The 20,756-nt window shown below is 71.0% G+C and carries 22 protein-coding genes; 15 read left to right on the top strand and 7 right to left on the bottom strand.

From position 1 onward, the window contains the following. The 3 genes from TR46_RS44325 to TR46_RS19465 form a co-directional block, all read left to right on the top strand. Window positions 1-522, top strand: a 522-nt coding sequence (locus TR46_RS44325; protein WP_236655394.1) for a PhoH family protein, incomplete at its 5' end; no start/stop codon positions are given. A 14-nt stretch (window positions 523-536) separates the two neighbouring features. Continuing rightward, the gene (gene ybeY / locus TR46_RS19470; RefSeq protein ID WP_042402848.1) at window positions 537-1,025 is read left to right on the top strand and encodes an rRNA maturation RNase YbeY; all 489 of its coding nucleotides are present in this window, start codon (window positions 537-539) and stop codon (window positions 1,023-1,025) included. A gap of 12 nt (window positions 1,026-1,037) precedes the next feature. Further along, complete coding sequence (locus TR46_RS19465) at window positions 1,038-2,369, top strand: hemolysin family protein (protein WP_042402845.1); 1,332 nt, start codon at window positions 1,038-1,040, stop codon at window positions 2,367-2,369. A gap of 230 nt (window positions 2,370-2,599) precedes the next feature. Here TR46_RS19465 and TR46_RS19460 read toward each other — a convergent pair whose 3' ends face one another. Beyond that, window positions 2,600-4,063, bottom strand: coding sequence for an MFS transporter (locus tag TR46_RS19460; RefSeq protein ID WP_042402842.1), 1,464 nt, complete (start codon window positions 4,061-4,063; stop codon window positions 2,600-2,602). A gap of 81 nt (window positions 4,064-4,144) precedes the next feature. On the opposite strand from TR46_RS19460, the gene TR46_RS19455 reads away from it, so the two are divergent. From TR46_RS19455 to TR46_RS19445, 3 genes are all read left to right on the top strand, one after another. Next, entirely contained in the window at window positions 4,145-5,041 is an 897-nt protein-coding gene (locus TR46_RS19455; RefSeq protein ID WP_439654371.1) for a helix-turn-helix transcriptional regulator, read from the top strand. A 106-nt stretch (window positions 5,042-5,147) separates the two neighbouring features. Further along, window positions 5,148-6,407 (top strand): M20 metallopeptidase family protein, encoded by a 1,260-nt coding sequence (locus TR46_RS19450; protein WP_052432932.1) that lies wholly within the window; start codon window positions 5,148-5,150, stop codon window positions 6,405-6,407. Between the two features lie 243 nt (window positions 6,408-6,650). Further along, the gene (locus TR46_RS19445) at window positions 6,651-7,871 is read left to right on the top strand and encodes a M20 metallopeptidase family protein (RefSeq protein WP_042402840.1); all 1,221 of its coding nucleotides are present in this window, start codon (window positions 6,651-6,653) and stop codon (window positions 7,869-7,871) included. A 24-nt stretch (window positions 7,872-7,895) separates the two neighbouring features. Here TR46_RS19445 and TR46_RS19440 read toward each other — a convergent pair whose 3' ends face one another. Beyond that, window positions 7,896-8,774 (bottom strand): LLM class flavin-dependent oxidoreductase, encoded by an 879-nt coding sequence (locus TR46_RS19440; RefSeq protein ID WP_042402837.1) that lies wholly within the window; start codon window positions 8,772-8,774, stop codon window positions 7,896-7,898. 140 nt (window positions 8,775-8,914) lie between these two features. On the opposite strand from TR46_RS19440, the gene TR46_RS19435 reads away from it, so the two are divergent. The 4 genes from TR46_RS19435 to era all read left to right on the top strand — a co-directional run bounded on the left by TR46_RS19435 (window position 8,915) and on the right by era (window position 11,254). Beyond that, entirely contained in the window at window positions 8,915-9,289 is a 375-nt protein-coding gene (locus TR46_RS19435) for a cytidine deaminase-like protein (protein ID WP_042402834.1), read from the top strand. Window positions 9,290-9,397: 108 nt separating this feature from the next. Further along, window positions 9,398-9,544: a hypothetical protein gene (locus TR46_RS42410; RefSeq protein ID WP_161790159.1), complete on the top strand. Its 147-nt coding sequence runs from the start codon at window positions 9,398-9,400 to the stop codon at window positions 9,542-9,544. Between the two features lie 79 nt (window positions 9,545-9,623). Then, complete coding sequence (locus tag TR46_RS19430; protein ID WP_236655393.1) at window positions 9,624-10,217, top strand: Uma2 family endonuclease; 594 nt, start codon at window positions 9,624-9,626, stop codon at window positions 10,215-10,217. Between the two features lie 41 nt (window positions 10,218-10,258). Then, window positions 10,259-11,254 carry a GTPase Era gene (era, locus tag TR46_RS19425; protein ID WP_042402828.1) on the top strand — a complete coding sequence of 332 codons (996 nt, stop codon included), beginning with the start codon at window positions 10,259-10,261 and terminating at the stop codon, window positions 11,252-11,254. A 13-nt stretch (window positions 11,255-11,267) separates the two neighbouring features. On the opposite strand, the gene TR46_RS19420 is transcribed toward era, so the two are convergent. Together TR46_RS19420 and TR46_RS19415 are read right to left on the bottom strand one after the other, a co-directional pair. Then, the gene (locus TR46_RS19420) at window positions 11,268-11,537 is read right to left on the bottom strand and encodes a protealysin inhibitor emfourin (RefSeq protein ID WP_042402824.1); all 270 of its coding nucleotides are present in this window, start codon (window positions 11,535-11,537) and stop codon (window positions 11,268-11,270) included. A 133-nt stretch (window positions 11,538-11,670) separates the two neighbouring features. After that, complete coding sequence (locus tag TR46_RS19415) at window positions 11,671-12,726, bottom strand: M4 family metallopeptidase (RefSeq protein ID WP_042402822.1); 1,056 nt, start codon at window positions 12,724-12,726, stop codon at window positions 11,671-11,673. A gap of 297 nt (window positions 12,727-13,023) precedes the next feature. Between TR46_RS19415 and leuA the strand changes: the two genes are divergently transcribed. The 4 genes from leuA to TR46_RS19395 all read left to right on the top strand — a co-directional run bounded on the left by leuA (window position 13,024) and on the right by TR46_RS19395 (window position 17,329). Next, the gene (leuA, locus tag TR46_RS19410; RefSeq protein WP_439654370.1) at window positions 13,024-14,799 is read left to right on the top strand and encodes a 2-isopropylmalate synthase; all 1,776 of its coding nucleotides are present in this window, start codon (window positions 13,024-13,026) and stop codon (window positions 14,797-14,799) included. Window positions 14,800-14,996: 197 nt separating this feature from the next. Beyond that, entirely contained in the window at window positions 14,997-15,668 is a 672-nt protein-coding gene (locus TR46_RS19405; protein ID WP_152626576.1) for a TerB family tellurite resistance protein, read from the top strand. Window positions 15,669-15,729: 61 nt separating this feature from the next. Then, complete coding sequence (gene recO / locus TR46_RS19400) at window positions 15,730-16,476, top strand: DNA repair protein RecO (RefSeq protein WP_201776422.1); 747 nt, start codon at window positions 15,730-15,732, stop codon at window positions 16,474-16,476. Between the two features lie 19 nt (window positions 16,477-16,495). Beyond that, window positions 16,496-17,329 carry an isoprenyl transferase gene (locus tag TR46_RS19395; RefSeq protein ID WP_042402815.1) on the top strand — a complete coding sequence of 278 codons (834 nt, stop codon included), beginning with the start codon at window positions 16,496-16,498 and terminating at the stop codon, window positions 17,327-17,329. Window positions 17,330-17,504: 175 nt separating this feature from the next. Here the strand turns inward: TR46_RS19395 and TR46_RS19390 are convergent, their stop codons facing one another. Then, complete coding sequence (locus TR46_RS19390) at window positions 17,505-17,960, bottom strand: Fur family transcriptional regulator (RefSeq protein WP_084718729.1); 456 nt, start codon at window positions 17,958-17,960, stop codon at window positions 17,505-17,507. Window positions 17,961-18,284: 324 nt separating this feature from the next. Here TR46_RS19390 and TR46_RS19385 point away from each other — a divergent pair, with 324 nt between their 5' ends. Next, window positions 18,285-19,673, top strand: coding sequence for a glycine--tRNA ligase (locus TR46_RS19385; protein WP_042402811.1), 1,389 nt, complete (start codon window positions 18,285-18,287; stop codon window positions 19,671-19,673). A 101-nt stretch (window positions 19,674-19,774) separates the two neighbouring features. Here the strand turns inward: TR46_RS19385 and TR46_RS19380 are convergent, their stop codons facing one another. Further along, on the bottom strand, window positions 19,775-20,212 hold the full coding sequence (locus tag TR46_RS19380) for a hypothetical protein (RefSeq protein ID WP_201776421.1): 438 nt from the start codon (window positions 20,210-20,212) through the stop codon (window positions 19,775-19,777). Continuing rightward, complete coding sequence (locus TR46_RS19375) at window positions 20,209-20,637, bottom strand: hypothetical protein (protein ID WP_042402808.1); 429 nt, start codon at window positions 20,635-20,637, stop codon at window positions 20,209-20,211. Before TR46_RS19375 ends, TR46_RS19380 begins: the two co-directional genes overlap by 4 nt. Window positions 20,638-20,756: the final 119 nt, after the last annotated feature.

Here is a 20,756-nt window from a genome sequence, read left to right as displayed (position 1 = left end):
CCCCCCCCCCCCGCCGTAGAGGCGGGCGAGCGCCTCGGCTTCCTCCCCGGCACCCTCTACGAGAAGATCGACCCCTACCTGCGTCCGCTCTACGACGCCCTGCACGACATGATCGACCCCGACTCCATCCCCCGCCTGATGGCCGCGGGCACCATCGAGGTCGCCCCGCTCGCTTATATGCGCGGCAGGACCCTGAACGACGCGTTCATCATTCTGGACGAGGCGCAGAACACCAGCGCCGAGCAGATGAAGATGTTCCTGACCCGGCTGGGGTTCAACTCCAAGATCGTGGTGACCGGTGACGTCACCCAGATCGACCTGCCGGGCGGGACCACCAGCGGGCTGAAGATCGTCCAGGAGATCCTGGATGATGTGGATGACATTCACTTCTCCCGTCTGACCAGTCAGGACGTGGTCCGCCACAAGCTGGTCGGAAAGATCGTCGACGCCTACGGGCAGTACGACGCGGCGCAGGGCGCCAACGGTCAGGCCCCTCGCAAGCCCCGACGCAACGAAAGCTGAGATCCGAGCTCCCCATGTCGATCGACATCAACAACGAGTCCGGCACGGAGGTGGACGAGCAGGCGATCCTGGACATCGCCCGCTTCGCCCTGGACCGGATGCGCATCCACCCGCTCTCCGAGCTCTCCCTCATCGTCGTGGACGCGGAGGCCATGGAGGCGCTGCACATCCAGTGGATGGACGAGCCCGGACCCACCGACGTGATGTCGTTCCCGATGGACGAGCTCCGTCCCGGCAAGGAGGACGAGGAGCTGCCGCAGGGCCTGCTCGGCGACATCGTGCTGTGCCCCGAGGTGGCCACCGCCCAGGGCGAGGCCAACGGCCACTCGATGGACGCCGAGCTGCAGCTGCTCACCGTCCACGGGGTGCTGCACGTACTCGGGTACGACCACGAGGACCCGGACGAGGAGCGCGAGATGTTCGGGCTGCAGAAGCGGATCCTGGACGACTGGCGCGCCGCCCGCGGCGAGACGGGGCCGTCCCCGGCCCCCACGACCCGATAAGCGGGCACCGGAATGAGTGGCAGCAGTACCGGGTTCCTGGTCCTGGCAGTCCTGCTGGTGGTGTTCGCCTGGCTGGCGGCCTGCGCCGAGGCGGCCATCTCCCGGGTGTCCCGGTTCCGCGCCGAGGAGGCCGTCCGGCACGGGCGGCGCGGGGCCAAGGGCATGCTCACCATGGCGGCGGAGCCGATCCGCTACCTGAATCTGGCGACGCTGATCCGGGTCACCTGTGAGATGGCCGCGGCCGTCCTGGTGACCGTGGTCTGCGTCCGCACCTTCGACTCGACCTGGGCCGCGCTGCTGGTCGCCATCGGCGCCATGGTGCTGGTCTCCTACGTCGCCGTCGGCGTCTCGCCGCGTACCATCGGGCGCCAGCACCCGATGAACGTGTCCACCGCCGCGTCCGTGGTCCTGCTGCCGCTGAACCGGATCCTCGGCCCGATCCCGCGGCTGCTGATCCTGCTCGGCAACGCGCTCACCCCCGGCAAGGGCTTCCGCGAGGGCCCCTTCGCCTCGGAGGCGGAGCTGCGCGCGCTGGTCGACCTCGCCGAGAAGGACTCGCTGATCGAGGACGAGGAGCGCCGGATGGTGCACTCGGTCTTCGAGCTGGGCGACACCATCGTCCGCGAGGTGATGGTGCCCCGCACCGACCTGGTGATGATCGAACGGGAGAAGACCGTCCGGCAGGCGCTCACCCTGGCGCTGCGCAGCGGGTTCTCGCGGATGCCGGTGGTCGGCGAGAACGAGGACGACGTGGTCGGCATCGTCTACCTCAAGGACCTGGTCCGGCGCACCCACGTGAACCGCGACGCCGAGAACGAGCCGGTCGGCGCGGTGATGCGGCAGGCCACCTACGTCCCGGACAGCAAGCCGGTGGCGGACCTGCTGCGGGAGATGCAGCGCGACCGGATCCATGTCGCCGTGGTCATCGACGAGTACGGCGGCACGGCCGGGCTGGTCACCATCGAGGACATCCTGGAGGAGATCGTCGGCGAGATCACCGACGAGTACGACCGGGAGGCCCCTCCGGTGGAGCAGTTGGACCACGGCGCGTTCCGCGTTACCGCGCGGCTTCCGGTCGAGGAGTTGGGGGAGCTCTTCGGCATCGAACTGGAGGACGAAGACGTCGAGACCGTCGGCGGGTTGCTGGCGAAGGCCCTGGGGAGGGTCCCCATCCCGGGCTCCGGCGTCGAGGTCCCGGTGCCGGAGGACGACGCCCTCCCGATCAGCGGGATCCGCCTCACGGCCGAGAGCACGGCCGGCCGCCGCAACCGCATCGGCACGCTCCTGGTCGAGCCGGTGCTGCGGGAGGACGGCGACGAGGAGGAACGGCCGGAGTCGGACTGACGGTGCGGACCGTAGGGGGCTGGTCGCGCAGTTCCCCGCGCCCCCAAGGGCCTGCAACTCACCCACTCCGGGCAAGTCGCAGCACCGCGAGCGGCGCGGGGTAGCTAGGTGCACCTTGCCCACGGTGGGTCGGTTGCAGCCCGATAGAAGCGCGGGGAACTGCGCGACCAGCCCTCCACCGGGGTAGAGCACCGCCCGAACAGCTCCCCGCGCCCCCGTTGGTGCTGCGGTCACTGCCCAGGGCGCTTGCGCAGCCCGAACCCCACCACCACCGCCAGCGCGACGATCAGCACCGCGTCGACCCCGACGCCGACCCGGACCCCGCCCAACGTCGCGTCAGCGACCGTGTGCCCGGCTGAGCGCAGAGCATCGCTCCGCGCTGAGGCGACCGCGCTGAGCAGCGGGATCCCCACCGTCATCCCCACCTGCTGGGTCGTGGTGACCAGCCCCGTCGCCAGCCCCTGCTCATCGTTGGGCAGACCCGACGTCGCGGTCACGCTGTAGGCGACGATCGCCGAGAGGTGCCCCACCGCGGCCAGCGACGCGGCGACGGTGAACACCCAGGTCCCCCCGCTGCCATGACTGATCGTCAGCAGCACTGCGGTGAGCGCCCCCTGCAGCAGCAGCCCGCCCACCAGGGTCCGCACCGAGCCGATCCGGGCCACCACCCGGGGGGCCACATTGCCGGTGATCGCGCAGACGATGCCCATCACTCCGAAGATCAGCCCGGTGGACACCGGCGACAGCCCGTTGACCTGCTGGAGGTACAGCGTCCCCAGGAAGACCACGGCGGTCATCATCGAGAAGGTGGTCAGCCCGCCCAGGTTGCCGAAGGCCACACTCGGGCGGCGCAGGATCCGCAGCGAGACCAGCGGCTGCTCGGTCCGCGATTCGATCACGATGAACCCGCCCAGCAGCAGCACCGCCGCCACCAGCGCGCCGATCACCGATGCGTCGCCGAACCCGGACTGCGCCGCCGTGGACAGACCGTAGATCAGCGCCAGCAGCCCCCCGGTGACGGTGATCGCACCGGGCACGTCGATCCGCTGCCGGACCTCGTTCCGCGACTCGGTCAGCAGCAGCGGCGCGCCGACCAGTACCAGCAGTCCCATGACGACATTGAGTGCCATGGTGGAACGCCAGGTCAGGGTCTCGGTGAGGACGCCGCCCAGGACCATGCCGAAGGTGAAGCCCAGGGCCATCAGGCTGCCCATGATGCCCAGCGCGCGGTCCCGCTCCCGGCCCTCCTTGAAGGTGGTGGTCAGCAGCGCCATCCCGGCCGGGACGATCGCGGCCGCGCCCACCCCCTGCAGGGCCCGTCCGGCCAGGAACGCGGCCGGCGACCAGGCCAGCGTGGCCAGTACCGAGGAGGCGGTGAACAGGCTCAGCCCGGCGATGAAGATCTTCCGGCGCCCCACCGTGTCGGCGATCCGGCCGAACAGCAGCAGGAAGCCGCCGGAGGGGAGCGCGAACGCGGTCATCCCCCACTGCAGGTTGGCCTGCGTCATGTGCAGGTCCCGGCCCAGCGTGGGCAGGGCGATGTTCAGGATGGAGAAGTCCAGCGCCACCGCGAACTGGGCGGCGCAGAGCAGGAAGAGGACCAGTCGGGCCCGGACGGACAGCTTCGCCGCTGTCGGATCGTCGACCCCCGCGGTGCGGGAGGCGGTGGGTGCTGCCGTGGTTTCGATTGCCATGCGTCCATAGTTCGGTGATCTCCGTGGGGCTGGAGAGAGTGTGCTTATGCTGTTGGTACGACCACCAGGGAGGGGGAGCCCGTGGCTACGCCGGCGAACGCGGCCAACACCAGCGCCGATGCCCACCGCAGGGCGGATCTTCGTGAGTTCCTGATGAACCGTCGGGCCAGGGTGAGCCCGGCCCAGGCCGGGCTCCCGGACGGCGGCGCCCGGCGCCGCACGCCGGGGCTGCGCCGCGAGGAGGTCGCCGTACTGGCCGGGGTCGGCGTCTCCTGGTACCAGTGGCTGGAGCAGGGGCGCGACATCACCGTCTCCGGGCAGGTGCTGGACTCGGTGGCCCGGGTACTGCTGCTGGACGAGCCCGAGCGCCGCCACCTCTACGTCCTGGCCGGGCTGAACCCGCCGCTGCAGCGGCCCAGCCGGAGCGAGGGCGAGACGCCGGTGTCGGAGGGGCTGACCCGGATCATCGACTCCTGGATGCCGTTCCCGGCCAACATCATCGACCGCTACTGGAACAACATCGTCTTCAACGAGGCCAGCGCGACGATCTTCGACTTCAACAACCAGTGCCGCAACTGCCTGGTCAGCTACTTCACCAACCCGATCTACCGGGGACGGCACCAGAGTTGGGAGGAGGACGCGGCGCTGGTCGCGGCCGAGTACCGGTCCTGTGCGGCGGACTACCCGGAGGACGAGGGCTTCCGGGCGATCACCGACGAACTGGTGACGCGGAGTCCGCTGTTCGCCGAGCTGTGGGCGCGCGGCGACGTCCGCCCGCCGGGGCAGCGGGCCAAGGGGATCAAGCACCCGCTGGTGGGCGAGCTGTGGTTCGAGAGCACCCAGCTGAAGGTCCCGGAGCGGCCCGACCTCACCATCGTGCTGCACAACCCGGCCCCCGGCGGGGACACCGCCGAGAAGCTGGTCTGGCTGGCCTCGCCCGAGGGGCGGCGCGGATCGCTGCGGCAGGTCGCCGGCTGACGGCGGATCCCTGCGGCGGGGCGCCACGTACCGGCGGATCCTTGCACCTCCCGGCCGAGGGGCCCGCCGGTGGCGAGGATGGGGCTCCCACCCCTGAGGAGGCGCCATGACGAAGGAAGCACAGCCGTCCGAGGCAGCACACCCCCGCCGTACCGGGCTCCGCGAGTCCGCCGCCCTGCTCCAGCCCGAGCTGGTGGCGCTGCGCCGGGCCCTGCACCAGGAGCCCGAGATCGGGCTGGACCTGCCGTTGACCCAGGCCAAGGTGCTGGCCGCGCTGGACGGGCTGCCGCTGGAGATCAGCCTCGGCAAGCGGCTCAGCTCGGTGACCGCGGTGCTGCGCGGGGCGCGGCCGGGACCGACCGTGCTGCTCCGCGCGGACCTGGACGCCCTGCCGGTGCAGGAGACCAGCGGCCTGCCGTACGCCTCGAAGATCCCGGGGGTCATGCACGCCTGCGGCCACGACCTGCACACCGCCGGCCTTGTGGGCGCCGTGCGGATGCTCTGCGAGCGGCGCGAGGAGCTGGCCGGGAGCGTGGTGTTCATGTTCCAGCCGGGCGAGGAGGGCAGTGACGGCGCCCGGATCATGATCGAGGAGGGTGTGCTCACCGCCTCCGGCGAGCTGCCGGTCGCCGCGTACGCCCTGCACGTCGGTGCCTCGGTGCTGCCGCACGGCTGGGTCGCCACCCGGCCGGGGCCGATCATGGCGGCGGCGGACAGCATGAAGGTGACCGTGCGCGGCCGGGGCGGCCACGGCTCCAGCCCGCACCTGGCGCTGGACCCGGTCCCGGCCGCCTGCGAGGCGGTGACCGCGCTGCAGACCATGGTGACCCGCCGCTTCGACGCCTTCGACCCGGTGGTGGTGACCGTCGGCAGCTTCCACGCGGGCACGGTCGGCAATGTCATCCCCGACGAGGCGGTCTTCGAGGCGACCATCCGCTCCTTCTCGCCCGAGGCGCGGGAGCGGGTGCTGGCGGAGGCGCCCGCGGTGGTGCGCGGCGTCGGCGAGGCGCACGGAATGACCGTCGAGGCCGTGGCCGAGGAGGGCTACCCGGTCACCGTCAACGATCCCGACCAGGCCGCCTATGTCGCCGAGACGGCCCAGGGGCTGCTGGGCAAGGACCGCTACATCGAGATGCCGCGTCCGGTGGCCGGGTCCGAGGACTTCGCGGTGGTCGGCGACCACGTCCCCTCGGCCTACTTCATGCTCGGCGCCTGCCCGCCCGACCTGAACCCCTTCACGGCCGCCTACAACCACTCGCCGGAGGCCCTCTTCGACGACGCGGTGCTGGGCGACGGCGCGGCCCTGCTGGCCGAACTGGCGCTGGGCCGGCTCAGTGGTCCGGAACCGGCGGCGGAGGCGCGGTAGCGGCCTCTGCCTCGGGGATCCACGGGGCGGGGGTCCACGGGTCGAGGGGGACGTAGCCGTCGCTGCGTCCCCCTCCGTCCATCGGCCGGCCCACGGCTCCTGCTCCAGCCGTCGCAGTTCCGGGAGATGACGGACTTTCAGGTGGGTGGCGAGGTTGGCCGCGCCCACCGTCACCGCGCACATCCGCGCCTGCGGCAGTGCGGGTAGTGACCGGTGCGACGGTCGGATGATAGGGCTGACCCCATGACCTCGACTGCGGCCCTGCCGCCCCTGCCGTCCCTGCTCGAATCCGCCGCCCGGCTCCAGCCCGAGCTCGTCGCCCTGCGGCACGCCGTGCACCAGGACCCCGAGATCGGCCTGGAACTCCCGCGCACCCAGGCCAAGGTGGTCGCCGCGCTGGCCGGGCTGCCGCTGGAGATCACCCTGGGGGAGAAGCTCGGCTCGGTCACCGCGGTGCTGCGCGGCGGTGCCGGGGAGGGCCCGACCGTGCTGCTGCGCGGGGACATGGACGCGTTGCCGGTCCAGGAGACCAGCGGACTGCCGTTCGCCTCGGCCGTCCCGGGGGTGATGCACGCCTGCGGGCACGACCTGCATGTGGCGGCGCTGCTGGGGGCGGTCCGGCTGCTCTGCGAGCGGCGCGAGCAGATCGCCGGCGACGTGGTGTTCATGTTCCAGCCGGGGGAGGAGGGCTACGGCGGCGCCAAGGTGATGCTGGACGAGGGGCTGCTGGCCGCCTCCGGCAGCACCCCGGTCGCCGCCTACGCGCTCCATGTCTCCTCGGCGATGCCGCAGGGGCAGGTCCTCGGACGCCCGGGGACGATCATGGCGGCAGCCGACACCCTCACCGTCACCATGCGCGGGCACGGCGGCCACGGCTCGGTCCCGTCCGCCGCGCTGGACCCGGTCCCGGCGGCCTGCGAGGCGGTGCTGGCGCTGCAGACCATGGTGACCCGCCGCTTCAGCGTCTTCGACCCGGTGGTGCTGACGACCGGACTGCTGCGCGCCGGGACCATCAACAACGTCATTCCGGACGACGCCTTCTTCGAGACCACGGTCCGCTCCTTCTCCCCGGAGGCGCGGGAACGGGTGCGGGAGGAGTCGCTGCGGGTGGTCCGCGGGGTCGCCGAGGCCCACGGCCTGCAGATCGACGCCGTCTTCGGCGACCTGTACCCGGTCACCGTGAACGACGCGGGGGAGACCGCGTTCGTCGAGGCGACCGTGAAGGACCTGCTCGGCGAGGACCGCTGGACGACGATGGAGCAGCCCCTCGCCGGGGCGGAGGACTTCTCCTACGTCGCCGAGCAGATCCCCTCCGGCTACTTCTTCCTCGGCGCCTGCGTGGACGGTCTGGACCCGGGGACCGCCCCGTACAACCACTCGCCGGAGGCCGCCTTCGCCGACTCCGTCCTCGCCGACGGCGCGGCCCTGCTGGCCGAGCTGGCGCTGCGCCGGCTGCGGCGCTGACCCGCGGCCGCAGCACGGGTCCGCTCAGCCGCGCAGTTCCCTGACGGCCGCCTCGATCTGCCGGAACGGCTCGGGGCCGACCGCCCGCAGCACCACGGTGTCGGCCCCCGCCGCCCACAGCTCCCGGACCCGGGTGGCGGCGGTGGGGGCGGGGCCGGCCGCGGCGAACACGTCCTCGGGGGCGCGGCCCAGCCAGGCGGCGTGCCCGTCCAGCGCGGGGCCGACGGTGCCGCGCAGCCGCTGCGGGTCGTCGTCGACGCAGAGGAAGGCGAACACGGTGAGGTTGGGCCGGGCGGCCTTGGCGTCGCGGGCCTTCAGCATGTGCTGCATGGCGGCTGACAGATCGTCGGGGCCGTGGCCCTCGGCGATGATCGCCCCGTCGGCGACGCGCCCCGCCAGCTCCAGGGAGCGCGGCCGCACCACCCCGGCCAGCAGCTGCGGCAGCACCGCGGGGGGATGTACGAGCCGCACGCCGTCCAGGCTGACCTCCCGCCCCCGGACGGTCACCTCCTCGCCGCGCAGCAGCCCCTGGACGGCCTGCAGGGTCTCCTCCAGCAGCGCCAGCGGACTGCGCGGCGCGACCCCCACCTGCTCCATCCACTCCCGCACCCCGTGGCCGACCCCCGCGGTCAACCGTCCGGGGAACATCCGCGCCACCGCGGCCAGTTCCATCGCCAGCAGCGCCGGACTGCGCAGCGGCGCCGGTGTGATCCCGATGCCGACCCGCAGCCGCTCGGTCACCGCGAGCGCGGCGGAGGCCGACGCGATCGAGCCGGTCCACCCCAGGTCCTCGACCACCCACAGGTCGTCGACCCCCAACGCCTCCACGTCCCGGGCGAACGGCAGCAGCCCCTCCGGTGCCCAGTCGCGGTCGTACATCACGCCGATCCGATGAGTCGTCATGCCGCGCACGCTATGCAGGGAGGCGGGGGTTTATCAACGTCTGTCGACGGTGCGGTCGGCTGGGTACCCGGCGTGCGGTCCGCGGTGCGGAGGGTGGGGGAGGCGGGTCGGCGGCCGGACCGGGCCTTATCCTCGGACGCATGAGCGACGAGGCGGCCTCCAAGGCTCCGGTGGATCCCATCGATCCCGAGGACAAGAAGATCATCACCCTGGCGCGGTCCGTCCGCGCCCGCAACGGCGTCGCCGAGGGTGCGGCGGTACGTGACGAGACCGGGCGCACCTACGTCGCCGGGACGGTCGCGCTGGAGTCGCTGCAGCTCAGCGCGGTGCGGACGGCGGTGGCCATGGCCGTGGCCAGCGGCGCGAAGGGGCTGGAGGCGGCGGCCGTGGTCAGCGCGGCCGAGGCGGTCGCCGCGGACGACCTCGCCGCCGTGCGGGACCTGGGCGGCGCGGGCACCCCGGTGCTGCTGGCCGGCCCCGACGGCACCCTGCGGCTGACCGTGCCCGCGAGCTGATCGACGGTCTTGCCATCCGCTCCGGCCCGGCTAGGGTCGGGGCGGACGTCCCGCGCACCGGGATGGTGGGGATCTGTGGGGTCTAGGGGAGGGGTGCCCGTGGGGGGTGTGGGTTTCATAGCGGGGGTGCTCTTCGTGCTCATGGGAATGGGGCACTGGCAGGAGCACCGGAACCCGGGCTGGCTCGCGGCCTCGATCATCGTGGCCCTGTTCACCGTGGTGGGGGGCATCGGCTCACTGTTCAAGCGGAAGTAGTGCGCGTACGCCCCTCGTTCGGGTGAGTGATCAGGAAACCACGGTGGGTACGCTGGACCTGTCGGCAAGGATCCTTCCCATGGGAGCACCAATGTCCGTCGATCCTGAGATCTCCTGGCCTGTCCCGCCCCGGGACGGCTGGACCGCCGACGACCTCGACCGGCTTCCCAACCTGCCTCCGCACACGGAGCTGCTCGACGGGAGCCTGGTGTTCATGAGTCCGCAGACCGCCTTTCACGATCGGGCCATGCTGCTGCTCCAACTCGGCCTGTTCCGGACGGCCCCCGAGGAGCTCGACGTCCGGCGCGAGATGACGGTCACCCTCGGACCGCGGAACCGCCCGGAGCCTGACCTGCTGGTCATCAAGGCTGAGGCGCTGACCTCGTCGGAGCAGACTTCGTTCGTGCCCGGCGATGTGGTCCTGGCTGTCGAGGTGGTCTCCCCGGACTCCGAGGCCCGCGACCTGGACATCAAACCGGTCAAGTACGCCAAGGCCGGGATTGCGCATTTCTGGCGGGTGGAGAACGAGGGGGGCCTGCCTGTCGTGCATGTCTTCGAGTTGGAGCAGGCCACCCGCTCGTACGTGGCGATGGGAATCTTCCGGGAGCACCTCACGCTCCAGGTACCCTTTCCGATCGACATCGACCTGACCGCCGTGAACCGGCGCCCATGAGCGGTCTGCGCTGACCTCGCGGGCTTCCTGGATAGGGGAGAATGGTCCGCATGAGCTCTCGCCCCACCCAGCAGTCCGCCAGGCCCGCCTCCGCTGTCGCCGACGACGCCCCTCTGGGGGCCCGCCCGCACCGGTCGGGCTTCGCCTGCTTCGTCGGGCGCCCCAACGCGGGGAAGTCCACCCTCACCAACGCCCTGGTCGGCACCAAGGTGGCGATCACCTCCGACCGCCCGCAGACCACCCGGCACACCGTCCGGGGCATCGTGCACCGCCCCGACGCCCAGCTGATCCTGGTGGACACCCCCGGGCTGCACAAGCCGCGCACCCTGCTGGGCGAGCGGCTCAACGACGTGGTGCGCGCGACCTGGGCCGAGGTCGACGTGATCGGCTTCTGCCTGCCCGCCGACCAGAAGCTCGGCCCCGGCGACAAGTTCATCGCCAAGGAGCTCGCCGGGATCAAGCGCACCCCCAAGGTCGCCATCGTCACCAAGACCGACCTGGTGGACTCCAAGAGGCTCGCCGAGCAGCTGATCGCCATCTCCCAGCTGGGCGCGGAGCTGGGCTTCGAGTGGGCCGAGATCATCCCGGTGTCGGCGGTGGCCAACACCCAGGTGGAGCTGCTCGCGGACCTGCTGGTGCCGCTGCTCCCGGAGGGCCCGCTGCTCTACCCGGAGGGCGACCTCACCGACGAGCCCGAGCAGATCATGGTCGCCGAGCTGATCCGCGAGGCCGCGCTGGAGGGCGTGCGGGACGAGCTGCCGCACTCGCTGGCCGTGGTGGTCGAGGAGATGCTGCCGCGCGAGGGGCGCCCGGAGGGCAAGCCGCTGCTGGACATCCACGCCAATGTCTACATCGAGCGGCAGAGCCAGAAGGCCATCGTCATCGGCTCGAAGGGCGCCAGGCTGAAGCACGTGGGCACGGTCGCCCGCCAGCAGATCGAGGCGCTGCTGGGCACACCGGTCTTCCTGGACCTGCACGTCAAGGTCGCCAAGGACTGGCAGCGCGACCCCAAGCAGCTGCGCAAGCTGGGCTTCTGACCCGGGGGCCCCGCTACTGACCCTGGGTCAGCACCAGCGCGATCAGGTCGCGCTGGCTGTCCGTCAGCTGCGGGTCGGCGCAGTGGCCGGCGGTCCGGCCGTCGATGCTGATGGTGTAGTGGAAGCCGTCCGGCACTCCGAAGGTCGGCGACCGGGTGCAGGCTCCCAGGGCTTCGCGCGCCAGCGCGTGGATGTGCGGGGAGTCCGGGCGCCCCTCGGTGTCCAGCACGGACTTCCGCGGGAGGCCCATGAGGCCGCCGGAACGGGTCACCTGGATACGCATGGTTGCCAGTGTGCGGCACACGGTGACTGTTCGGCCAGGGGGGTTGCCCATCTGCATGGTTACCGTTCGCGCAGTTCCCCGCGCCCCGTCCAGGGGCGCGGGGAACTGCGCGAGCACCGGCCACCCGCTGTGCTCAGCTGTGCGCGGTGACCCCCACCTGCACCCATGCCTCCTGCACCGCGGACACCTCGGCCCCCTCCCCGTAGCGGGCGTACGCCGCCGCCACCGTAGCCGCCGCGAAGGCCGCGAAATCCGCCGACGCGGACAGGGTTCCGCCCGTCAGCACGTCGTACCAGATCTGCCCGGCCTTCTCCCAGGCGAAGCCGCCGATCGCGGTCGCCGCCAGGTAGAAGGCATGGTTGGGGATGCCCGAGTTGAGGTGGACGCCGCCGTTGTCGTCGCTGGTGGCGACGTACCCGGCCATCGTGGCCGGCTGCGGGTCCTTCCCCAGGTTCGGGTCGTCGTACGCGGTGCCGGGGGCCTTCATGGAGCGCAGGGCGACCCCGTGCACGCCCGGCGCGAGCAACCCCGCGCCGATGAGCCAGTCCGCCTGGTCCGCCGTCTGCTTGAGGGCGTACTGCTTGACCAGCGAGCCGAAGACGTCCGAGACCGACTCGTTGAGCGCGCCGGACTGGTCCTGGTAGTCGAGATTCGCGCTGTACTGCGTCACCCCGTGGGTCAGTTCGTGCCCGATCACGTCCACCGAGACCGTGAAGTCGTTGAACAGCTTGCCGTCCCCGTCGCCGAAGATCATGCGCTCGCCGTTCCAGAAGGCGTTGTCGTACTGCTGGCCGTAGTGCACGGTCGCGTCCAGCGGCAGCCCCTGCCCGTCGATGGAGTGCCGGGAGTAGGCGGCGAGGTAGAAGTCGAAGGTCGCGCCGAGGCCGTCGTAGGCGCGGTCGACGGTCTGGTCGGGGACCGGCGCGCCGCCCTCGGTGCGGACCACCCGGCCCGGCAGCCGCTGGGTGTGGTGGTCGTCACTGATGGTGCGGTCCGCGGTGTCCACGGCGCGCTGCCCGACGACGCCCTCCCGCTCCGGCGGCGCCGCCTCGGCGCGGTGCGCGCGGTTGAGGGCGTCCAGGGCCAGTGAGCGCTCCGCCGCCTGCCGGACGTCGTCGTCCTCGGCGTGCGCGACCAGGTGTTCGAGGATGTGCGGGGGGACGATGCCGCAGAAGACGGGTGCTGTCATGTGACCCAAAGTGCCACAACAACAACGTTGTGTCAGTACTCGGCTCAATACGTCGGGACCTTTGCCCCGTCTCAAAGGGCGGAATACCCCCGGGTTCTGCTGTGGCTGTGCGGAAGGCTGGGCTAGGGTGGACGAATCATGCGTACCCGGCTGCTTCTTCTTAGCTGCCGCGGCGAGGGCCTGTAGTACTCACAAGGCCGACTCCCTCGCCGCGGGGAGCTGTGCTGTGCGCTTTCTACAGGAGACACGCCGCAGTCGTCGGTCGTCGGTTTCTTCCGCCCGAGCCTCTGAGGGAGCATGAACCCCATGTCCGACACGCCTTTCCATGAGCGGCCCACCCCTGTCACCGCCGCGACTGTGCGCCAGCAGCCGTCCGGTATGCCGTTCCAGCGCTACGTACCCTTCGGCACGGTGGACCTGCCGGACCGCACCTGGCCGTCCAAGGTCATCACCAAGGCCCCGCGCTGGCTGTCCACGGACCTGCGGGACGGCAACCAGGCCCTGATCGACCCGATGTCCCCGGCGCGCAAGCGGGCGATGTTCGACCTGCTGGTGCGGATGGGCTACAAGGAGATCGAGGTCGGCTTCCCCTCCTCCGGCGCGACCGACTTCGACTTCGTCCGCTCCATCGTCGAGGAGGGCGCGATCCCGGAGGACGTCACCATCAGCGTGCTGACCCAGGCCCGCGAGGACCTGATCGCCCGCACGGTGGAGTCCGTCGTGGGGGCGCCGCGGGCGACCGTGCACCTGTACAACGCCACCTCGCCGCTGTTCCGCCGGGTGGTCTTCAAGGGCTCCAGGGACGACATCAGGAACATCGCTGTCGACGGCACCCGGCTGGTGATGGAGTACGCCGAGAAGATGCTGACCGAGGACACCGTCTTCGGCTACCAGTACTCGCCGGAGATCTTCATCGACACCGAGCTGGACTTCGCGCTGGAGGTCTGCGAGGCGGTGATGGGCGTCTGGCAGCCCGCCGAGGGCCGCGAGATCATCCTCAACCTGCCCACCACGGTGGAGCGTTCCACTCCCAACGTCTACGCCGACAAGATCGAGTGGATGTCGCGGAACCTGTCCCGCCGCGAGTTCATCGCCCTGTCCACCCACCCGCACAACGACCGCGGCACCGGTGTGGCCTCCGCCGAGCTGGCCGTGATGGCCGGCGCCGACCGGGTCGAGGGCTGCCTGTTCGGGCAGGGCGAGCGGACCGGCAACCTGGACCTGGTCAACGTCGGGATGAACCTGTTCTCCCAGGGCGTGGACCCGATGATCGACTTCTCGGACATCGACGAGATCCGTCGCACGTACGAGTACTGCAACCAGATGGTCGTCCCCGAGCGCCACCCCTACGCCGGCGACCTGGTCTACACGTCCTTCTCCGGCTCCCACCAGGACGCCATCAAGAAGGGCTTCGACGCGCTGGAGGCCGACGCCGCCGCAGCCGGGCACCCGGTCGGCGAGCACACCTGGGGCGTGCCCTACCTGCCGATCGACCCCAAGGACGTCGGCCGCTCCTACGAGGCCGTGATCCGGGTCAACTCCCAGTCCGGCAAGGGCGGTATCGCCTACGTCCTGAAGAACGACCACAAGCTGGACCTGCCGCGCCGGATGCAGATCGAGTTCTCGAAGATCATCCAGGCCAAGACCGACACCGAGGGCGGGGAGGTCACCCCGGCCGAGATCTGGTCCACCTTCGAGGACGAGTACCTGCCCACCCCGGACGCCCCCTGGGGCCGGATCCAGCTGGGCGCCTACGCCACCGACACCACCGCCGAGGGCAAGGACACCATCACCGTCCAGGCCGTGGTGGACGGTTCGGCGGTCGAGCTGTCCGGCACCGGCGACGGTCCGCTGGACGCCTTCTTCGGCGCGCTGGCCTCCATCGGCGTCGACGCCAGGCTGCTGGACTACGTCGAGCACACGCTGAGCCAGGGCTCCGGCGCCCAGGCCGCCTCCTACTGGGAGTGCGCCGTGGACGGCCAGGTGCTGTGGGGCGTCGGCATCGACACCAGCATCGTCCGGGCCTCGATCAAGGCCGTCGTCAGCGCCGTCAACCGGGCGCACCGAGGCTGACACCCGTGTCGCCGCAGGGTCGCCCGCGGCCCGAAGATCACCGAACCCCGCTGCACAGCAGCGGGGTTCGGTGATCTTCGACACAAATTTCTGATCCGGCAGCCGCCCGGGGTACTGACAGGGCGTCATCGCGCATGGCAGCATCGGTGCAACCGACAGTGGAGTCGGTGCCGCAGGCAGGGGAGTGTGCCGTGACGATGCTGGTGGCCCCCAAGCTGGTCGAGCTCCGGGCCCGTTGGCGGACCGAGTCGCTCGGGGAGTTCTTCTGCCCGGGCTGCGGCGGCGACCGCAACTACCGCCGCCAGGGCGGCCGCAGATGGCTGCGGGTGCTCGGCCTGCCGCTGCTGCCGGTCGGCGACGCCGGGACCAGCCTGCAGTGCACCGCCTGCCGGGCCCGCTACGGCCTGGACGCCCTGGAGCGGCCCACCTCCAGCAACCTGCTGGCGATGCTGCGCACCGCCCAGTACACCGTCGTCCTGGCCGTGCTCGCGGCCGGCGGCACCGCCCGCGGCACCCGGGACACCGCCCTCGGCGTGATCCACGAAGCCGGCTACCCGGAGCTGGACGAGCCCCAGGTGCTGGCCGCCCTCGCCGCGCTCACCGGCGGCGACGAGGACCTGGTCGAGCTGTACGGCTGCGGCAGCGGCCTGGCGGTCGAGCTGCACACCGCGCTGGAGCCGCTGGCACCGCACCTGGCCGGCCCGGGACGGGAGCGGCTGCTCACCCAGGGCGCCCTGGTCGCCCTCGCCGACGGCCCGTACCGCCCGACCGAGCGCGAGGTGCTCCGCGCCGCAGGGCGCTGCCTCAAGCTCACCCCGGCGGAGATCGACGCCACGCTGGCCGCGGCCACCCGGCAGCCGCACTCCTGAGGCCTTCCGCAGTCGGGCCGACCGTCCCGGATTGTCGGAGTCGTGCGCGACAATGGCGGGCATGAGTCTGTTCCGCGACGACGGGGTGGTGCTCCGGACCCAGAAGCTGGGCGAGGCGGACCGCATCATCACCCTGCTCACCCGCCAGCACGGCCGGGTGCGCGCGGTCGCCCGCGGAGTGCGCCGCACCAAGTCCAAGTTCGGCGCCCGGCTGGAGCCCTTCTCCCATGTCGACGTGCAGTTCTTCTCCCGGGGCGAGGAACTGGTCGGACGCCATCTGGCGCTGTGCACCCAGGTCGAGACGATCACCCCGTACGGCGGCCGGATCGTCGACGACTACGGCCGCTACACCGCCGCCACGGCGATGCTGGAGACCGCCGAGCGCTTCACCGAGAACGAGGGCGAGCCCGCGGTCCAGCAGTACCTGCTGCTGATCGGCGCGCTGCGGACACTCGCCACCGGCGAGCACGACTCACCGCTGGTGCTGGACGCCTTCCTGCTGCGGTCGCTCTCGGTGAACGGTTACGCACCGTCGTTCGGCGACTGCGCCAAGTGCGGGATACCGGGCCCCAACCGCTTCTTCTCGGTGCAGACCGGTGGGGCGCTCTGCCCCGACTGCCGCGTGCCCGGCAGTGTCGTACCCTCCCCTGAGACACTGGTACTGCTGGGCGCGCTGCTGTCCGGCGACTGGGAGACCGCGGACGCGACCGAGCCCCGCCACGCCCGCGAGGGCAGTGGCCTGGTCGCGGCGTACGTCCAGTGGCACCTGGAGCGGGGGCTTCGCTCGCTCCGGTACGTCGATCGTTGAGTTGGAGAACAGAGAGCTCATGGCAACAGCACGGCGCGGTCTCTTCGGCGGCGGTCGGCAGCGCGCGTACCTGCCGCCGTCCCCCCACCCCAGTGGCGCCCAGCCGCCCAAGATCCCGGGCGAGCTGGTCCCCGAGCATGTGGCCGTCGTGATGGACGGCAACGGCCGCTGGGCCAAGGAGCGCGGCCTGCCGCGGACCGAGGGCCACAAGGTCGGCGAGAGCGTCGTCCTGGACGTGCTCAAGGGCTGCATCGAGCTGGGCGTCAAGAACCTCTCGCTCTACGCCTTCTCCACCGAGAACTGGAAGCGGTCGCCGGACGAGGTCCGCTTCCTGATGAACTTCAACCGCGACGTGATCCACCGCCGCCGGGACGAGATGAACGAGATGGGGATCCGCATCCGCTGGGCCGGGCGGATGCCGAAGCTCTGGAAGAGCGTGGTGCAGGAGCTCCAGGTCGCGGAGGAGATGACCCGCGACAACGACGCGATGACCCTCTACATGTGCGTCAACTACGGCGGCCGCGCCGAGATCGCCGACGCGGCGGCGGCGCTGGCGGCGGACGTCGCCTCGGGGAAGCTGGACCCCAAGAAGGTCAATGAGAAGACCCTCGCCAAGTACATGTACCACCCCGACATGCCGGACGTGGACCTGTTCATCCGCCCCAGCGGGGAGCAGCGGACCTCCAACTTCCTGCTCTGGCAGTCGGCGTACGCGGAGATGGTCTTCCAGGACGTGCTGTGGCCGGACTTCGACCGCCGCGACCTGTGGCGCGCGTGCGAGGAGTTCGCCTCGCGGGACCGTCGCTACGGCGGAGCACTCCCCAACGAGGTGGTCCTCCCGAAGCAGGGGTGAGTGTCGCGCGAGGGGCTCTACGCCGGCGGGCGGCTGATGTTCGCGCAGTTCCCCGCGCCCCTGAGTCGTGCGACCGGCTCAGTTGCAACCAGATGGGGGCGCGGGGAACTGCGCGACAGGCCAAGCACGGTGGTAGAGCCCGCAGACGGCGGGCAACCCCGGCAGCGGGCGGCCCTTACTTCGACGACGCCGCCGCACACTCAGCACACGTCCCGAAGATCTCCAGCGTGTGGGCCACGTCCACGAACCCGTTGTCGCGAGCGACCACCTCGGCCCACCGCTCCACGGCCGGCCCCTCCACCTCGACCGTCCGGCCGCAGGACCTGCAGACCAGGTGGTGGTGGTGCCCACTGCTGCACCGTCGGTAGACCGCTTCGCCGTCGTTCGTCCGGAGGACGTCGATCTCACCGGCGTCGGCCAGCGACTGGAGCGTGCGGTAGACGGTGGTGAGCCCGACCGAGTCCCCCCGGTGCTTCAGCAGATCGTGCAGCTCCTGCGCGCTGCGGAAGTCGTCGACCTCGGCGAGCAGCGACGACACCGCCGTCCGCTGCCGCGTCGACCGGGCCGGCGCGGGGGCGGCGGTGGGGGACGACGGCTGCGTTGCTGCCTGCTGCGCGTGCGACGACGTCACCGGGGCTCCTCAGGGGCGGGCTTTCGAACAAGGGTGGCCCCGCCATTGTGCCAGCCGCCGGCGGCTCCGCGGCGCGTGCACGCGCCGGCTCCTCATGAAAACTATGTTCACCTATAATGGAAACCATTGTCAAATTCTGCCGCTGAATCCGTTCTGGAACCCGGTCAGAGCCCGGTCGCCGCAATGGATGTGAAACCCCCGCCGTCGGCACCGGTAACCTGAGGTATTCGGTCGCGTCCTCCGGTCCCGTTCCCATGGCCGTGACGCGCCCCGCGTGCAATGAAATCCATCACTGACCGCATTCGTCGTACTGAAGAGAGCACTGTGGCCGCCGACAAGATCGACACCATCGTCAGCCTGAGCAAGCGCCGTGGCTTCGTCTATCCCTGCAGCGAGATCTACGGCGGCCAGAAGGCCGCCTGGGACTACGGGCCGCTGGGTGTCGAGCTGAAGGAGAACATCAAGCGGCAGTGGTGGCGCAACATGGTCACCAGCCGTGAGGACGTTGTCGGCCTCGACTCGTCCGTCATCCTCGCCCGCGAGGTCTGGGAGGCCAGCGGCCATGTCGCGACCTTCAGCGACCCGCTGACCGAGTGCACCTCCTGTCACAAGCGCTACCGCGCCGACCACCTGGAGGAGGCCTACGAGGCCAAGCACGGCCACGTCCCGGCCAACGGCCTCGCCGACGTCAACTGCCCCAACTGCGGCAACAAGGGCGGCTTCACCACGCCCAAGCCGATGTCCGGCATGCTGCAGACGCACCTGGGCGCGTTCAACGCGGACGACCCGGCCGGCCTGGCGTACCTGCGCCCGGAGACCGCGCAGGGCATCTTCATCAACTTCGCCGCCGTGCAGCAGACCTCGCGCAAGAAGCCCCCGTTCGGCATCGCCCAGACCGGCAAGAGCTTCCGCAACGAGATCACCCCCGGCAACTTCATCTTCCGCACCCGCGAGTTCGAGCAGATGGAGATGGAGTTCTTCGTCAAGCCGGGCGAGGACGAGAAGTGGCACGAGTACTGGCTGCAGGAGCGCTGGAACTGGTACACCGACCTCGGCATCCGTGAGGAGAACCTGCGCTTCTACGAGCACGCCAAGGAGAAGCTCTCCCACTACGCCAAGCGCACGGTCGACATCGAGTACCGCTTCAACTTCGGCGGCAACGAGTTCGGCGAGCTGGAAGGCATCGCCAACCGCACCGACTACGACCTGACCCAGCACAGCGAGCACTCCGGCCAGGACCTCAAGTACTTCGACCAGGAGTCCAACGAGCGCTGGTTCCCCTATGTCATCGAGCCCGCGGCCGGTGTCAACCGGGCGATGCTGGCGTTCATGCTGGACGCCTACCGCGAGGACGAGGCCCCCAACGCCAAGGGCGTCATGGAGAAGCGCGTGGTGATGCGCCTCGACCCGAGGCTCGCGCCGGTCAAGGTCGCCGTGCTGCCGCTGTCGCGCAACGCCGCGCTCTCGCCGAAGGCCCGCGGTCTGGCCGCGGACCTGCGCAAGCACTGGAACGTCGAGTTCGACGACGCCGGTGCGATCGGCCGCCGCTACCGCCGCCAGGACGAGATCGGCACGCCGTTCTGCATCACCGTCGACTTCGACAGCCTGGACGACAACGCGGTGACCGTCCGCGAGCGCGACACCATGGAGCAGCAGCGGATCTCGCTGGACCAGGTCGAGGGCTTCCTGGCCGGCAAGCTGCTCGGCTGCTGACAGCCGCACAGCTGAACGACGGCTGACAACGAACCGCCCCCGTTCCGGATCGACTCCGGTACGGGGGCGGTTCGCCGTGCTGAGGCCCGTCGTCAGGATCGTCAGGCCCTGGGCAGTGAGCGCAGCGCCAGTCGCGCGCAGAGGTAGGCCAGCGGCAGCTCGGCCAGCACCGCCATGGCGACGGCGAGTGCCAGCGCCTGGCCCGGGGCAGCGGTGGTCACGTCGAACCAGGCGTCGGTGAGCAGCAGCATCGCGGTGCCCGCGGCGGTGAGGCAGTGCCGCGGGTCGGCCCGGCGCAGCAGCAGGCCGGTGACGACCAGACCGGCCGCCTCCAACGAATCCAGACCGACCCAGTTCCACGCGCCGGAGGCGGCCAGCACGCCGAGCCAGGGCACGAGCACCAGGCCCAGCCACACCAGCGCGCGGCCGACCAGGTCGGGGCGGGGCAGCGCGGGCTGCGCGAGCGTCGGCCGGGTGAGCGCGGGGCGGGCGAGCGTAGGTGCCGCGGTCCCCGTCCCGGTGCCGAGGGCGATGCTCACCGCGACCACCCCGCGCGGACCCGCAGCCGCTCGCTGGCACCGTCGCGGCGGGTCACCGTGACCCGGTCGAAGCAGCCCTCCAGGGTGGCCAGCCAGAAGGCTCCGGCGGCGGGGATCGCCTCGGCGGGCTTCCGGGTGTGGTTCCGCTGCGAGCAGACCACCGCCGGTGGCACTCCGTCGGGTGGCAGATGCCCCCAGGCGAGCACCGAGGGCCGCCCGTTGGGCGAGGCCCGGCGGGCGCCCCTGAGCAGGTCCGCGGCCAGCGGCCGGGCGACCAGGATGTCCAGCAGCAGGCCCGCGTTGTAGACCTCGAGCGCGGTCCGGCCCTTCGTCCCCAGGCCGAACCGCACCGACCACGGGGCGTCGAGCAGGGGCATGTCGTCGAGGTCGAGGTCCAGCGTCGGACAGTGCTGCGGCATGGTCATCAGGGTCCCTCCCCAAACTGTGAGCCGCCTGGAAGCCGCCGGTGCGGCAGGTGGGTCGCGGTCACACTGACAAGACTCCCCGTGCGGCCGTTCCGAGTCAGTGGCGTGCGGATCCCAAC

The sequence above is a fragment of the Streptacidiphilus carbonis genome (genome assembly GCF_000787775.1).
Lineage (GTDB): Bacteria > Actinomycetota > Actinomycetes > Streptomycetales > Streptomycetaceae > Streptacidiphilus > Streptacidiphilus carbonis.
The sequence above is the reverse complement of the archived record's forward strand: the minus strand, read 5'-3'. Positions and strand labels throughout refer to the sequence as shown.

Coding starts and splice junctions, on each gene's coding strand:
- TR46_RS19465 (WP_042402845.1), top strand. CDS start 1,038: ATGAGTGGCAGCAGTACCGGGTTCCTGGTCCTGGCAGTCCTGCTGGTG.
- leuA (WP_439654370.1), top strand. CDS start 13,024: ATGAACCCCATGTCCGACACGCCTTTCCATGAGCGGCCCACCCCTGTC.
- TR46_RS19450 (WP_052432932.1), top strand. CDS start 5,148: ATGACGAAGGAAGCACAGCCGTCCGAGGCAGCACACCCCCGCCGTACC.
- TR46_RS19435 (WP_042402834.1), top strand. CDS start 8,915: ATGAGCGACGAGGCGGCCTCCAAGGCTCCGGTGGATCCCATCGATCCC.
- TR46_RS19405 (WP_152626576.1), top strand. CDS start 14,997: ATGCTGGTGGCCCCCAAGCTGGTCGAGCTCCGGGCCCGTTGGCGGACC.
- TR46_RS19445 (WP_042402840.1), top strand. CDS start 6,651: ATGACCTCGACTGCGGCCCTGCCGCCCCTGCCGTCCCTGCTCGAATCC.
- TR46_RS19395 (WP_042402815.1), top strand. CDS start 16,496: ATGGCAACAGCACGGCGCGGTCTCTTCGGCGGCGGTCGGCAGCGCGCG.
- TR46_RS19420 (WP_042402824.1), bottom strand. CDS start 11,537: ATGCGTATCCAGGTGACCCGTTCCGGCGGCCTCATGGGCCTCCCGCGG.
- TR46_RS19415 (WP_042402822.1), bottom strand. CDS start 12,726: ATGACAGCACCCGTCTTCTGCGGCATCGTCCCCCCGCACATCCTCGAA.
- TR46_RS19375 (WP_042402808.1), bottom strand. CDS start 20,637: ATGACCATGCCGCAGCACTGTCCGACGCTGGACCTCGACCTCGACGAC.
- TR46_RS19460 (WP_042402842.1), bottom strand. CDS start 4,063: ATGGCAATCGAAACCACGGCAGCACCCACCGCCTCCCGCACCGCGGGG.
- ybeY (WP_042402848.1), top strand. CDS start 537: ATGTCGATCGACATCAACAACGAGTCCGGCACGGAGGTGGACGAGCAG.
- TR46_RS19440 (WP_042402837.1), bottom strand. CDS start 8,774: ATGACGACTCATCGGATCGGCGTGATGTACGACCGCGACTGGGCACCG.
- recO (WP_201776422.1), top strand. CDS start 15,730: ATGAGTCTGTTCCGCGACGACGGGGTGGTGCTCCGGACCCAGAAGCTG.
- era (WP_042402828.1), top strand. CDS start 10,259: ATGGTCCGCATGAGCTCTCGCCCCACCCAGCAGTCCGCCAGGCCCGCC.
- TR46_RS19430 (WP_236655393.1), top strand. CDS start 9,624: ATGGGAGCACCAATGTCCGTCGATCCTGAGATCTCCTGGCCTGTCCCG.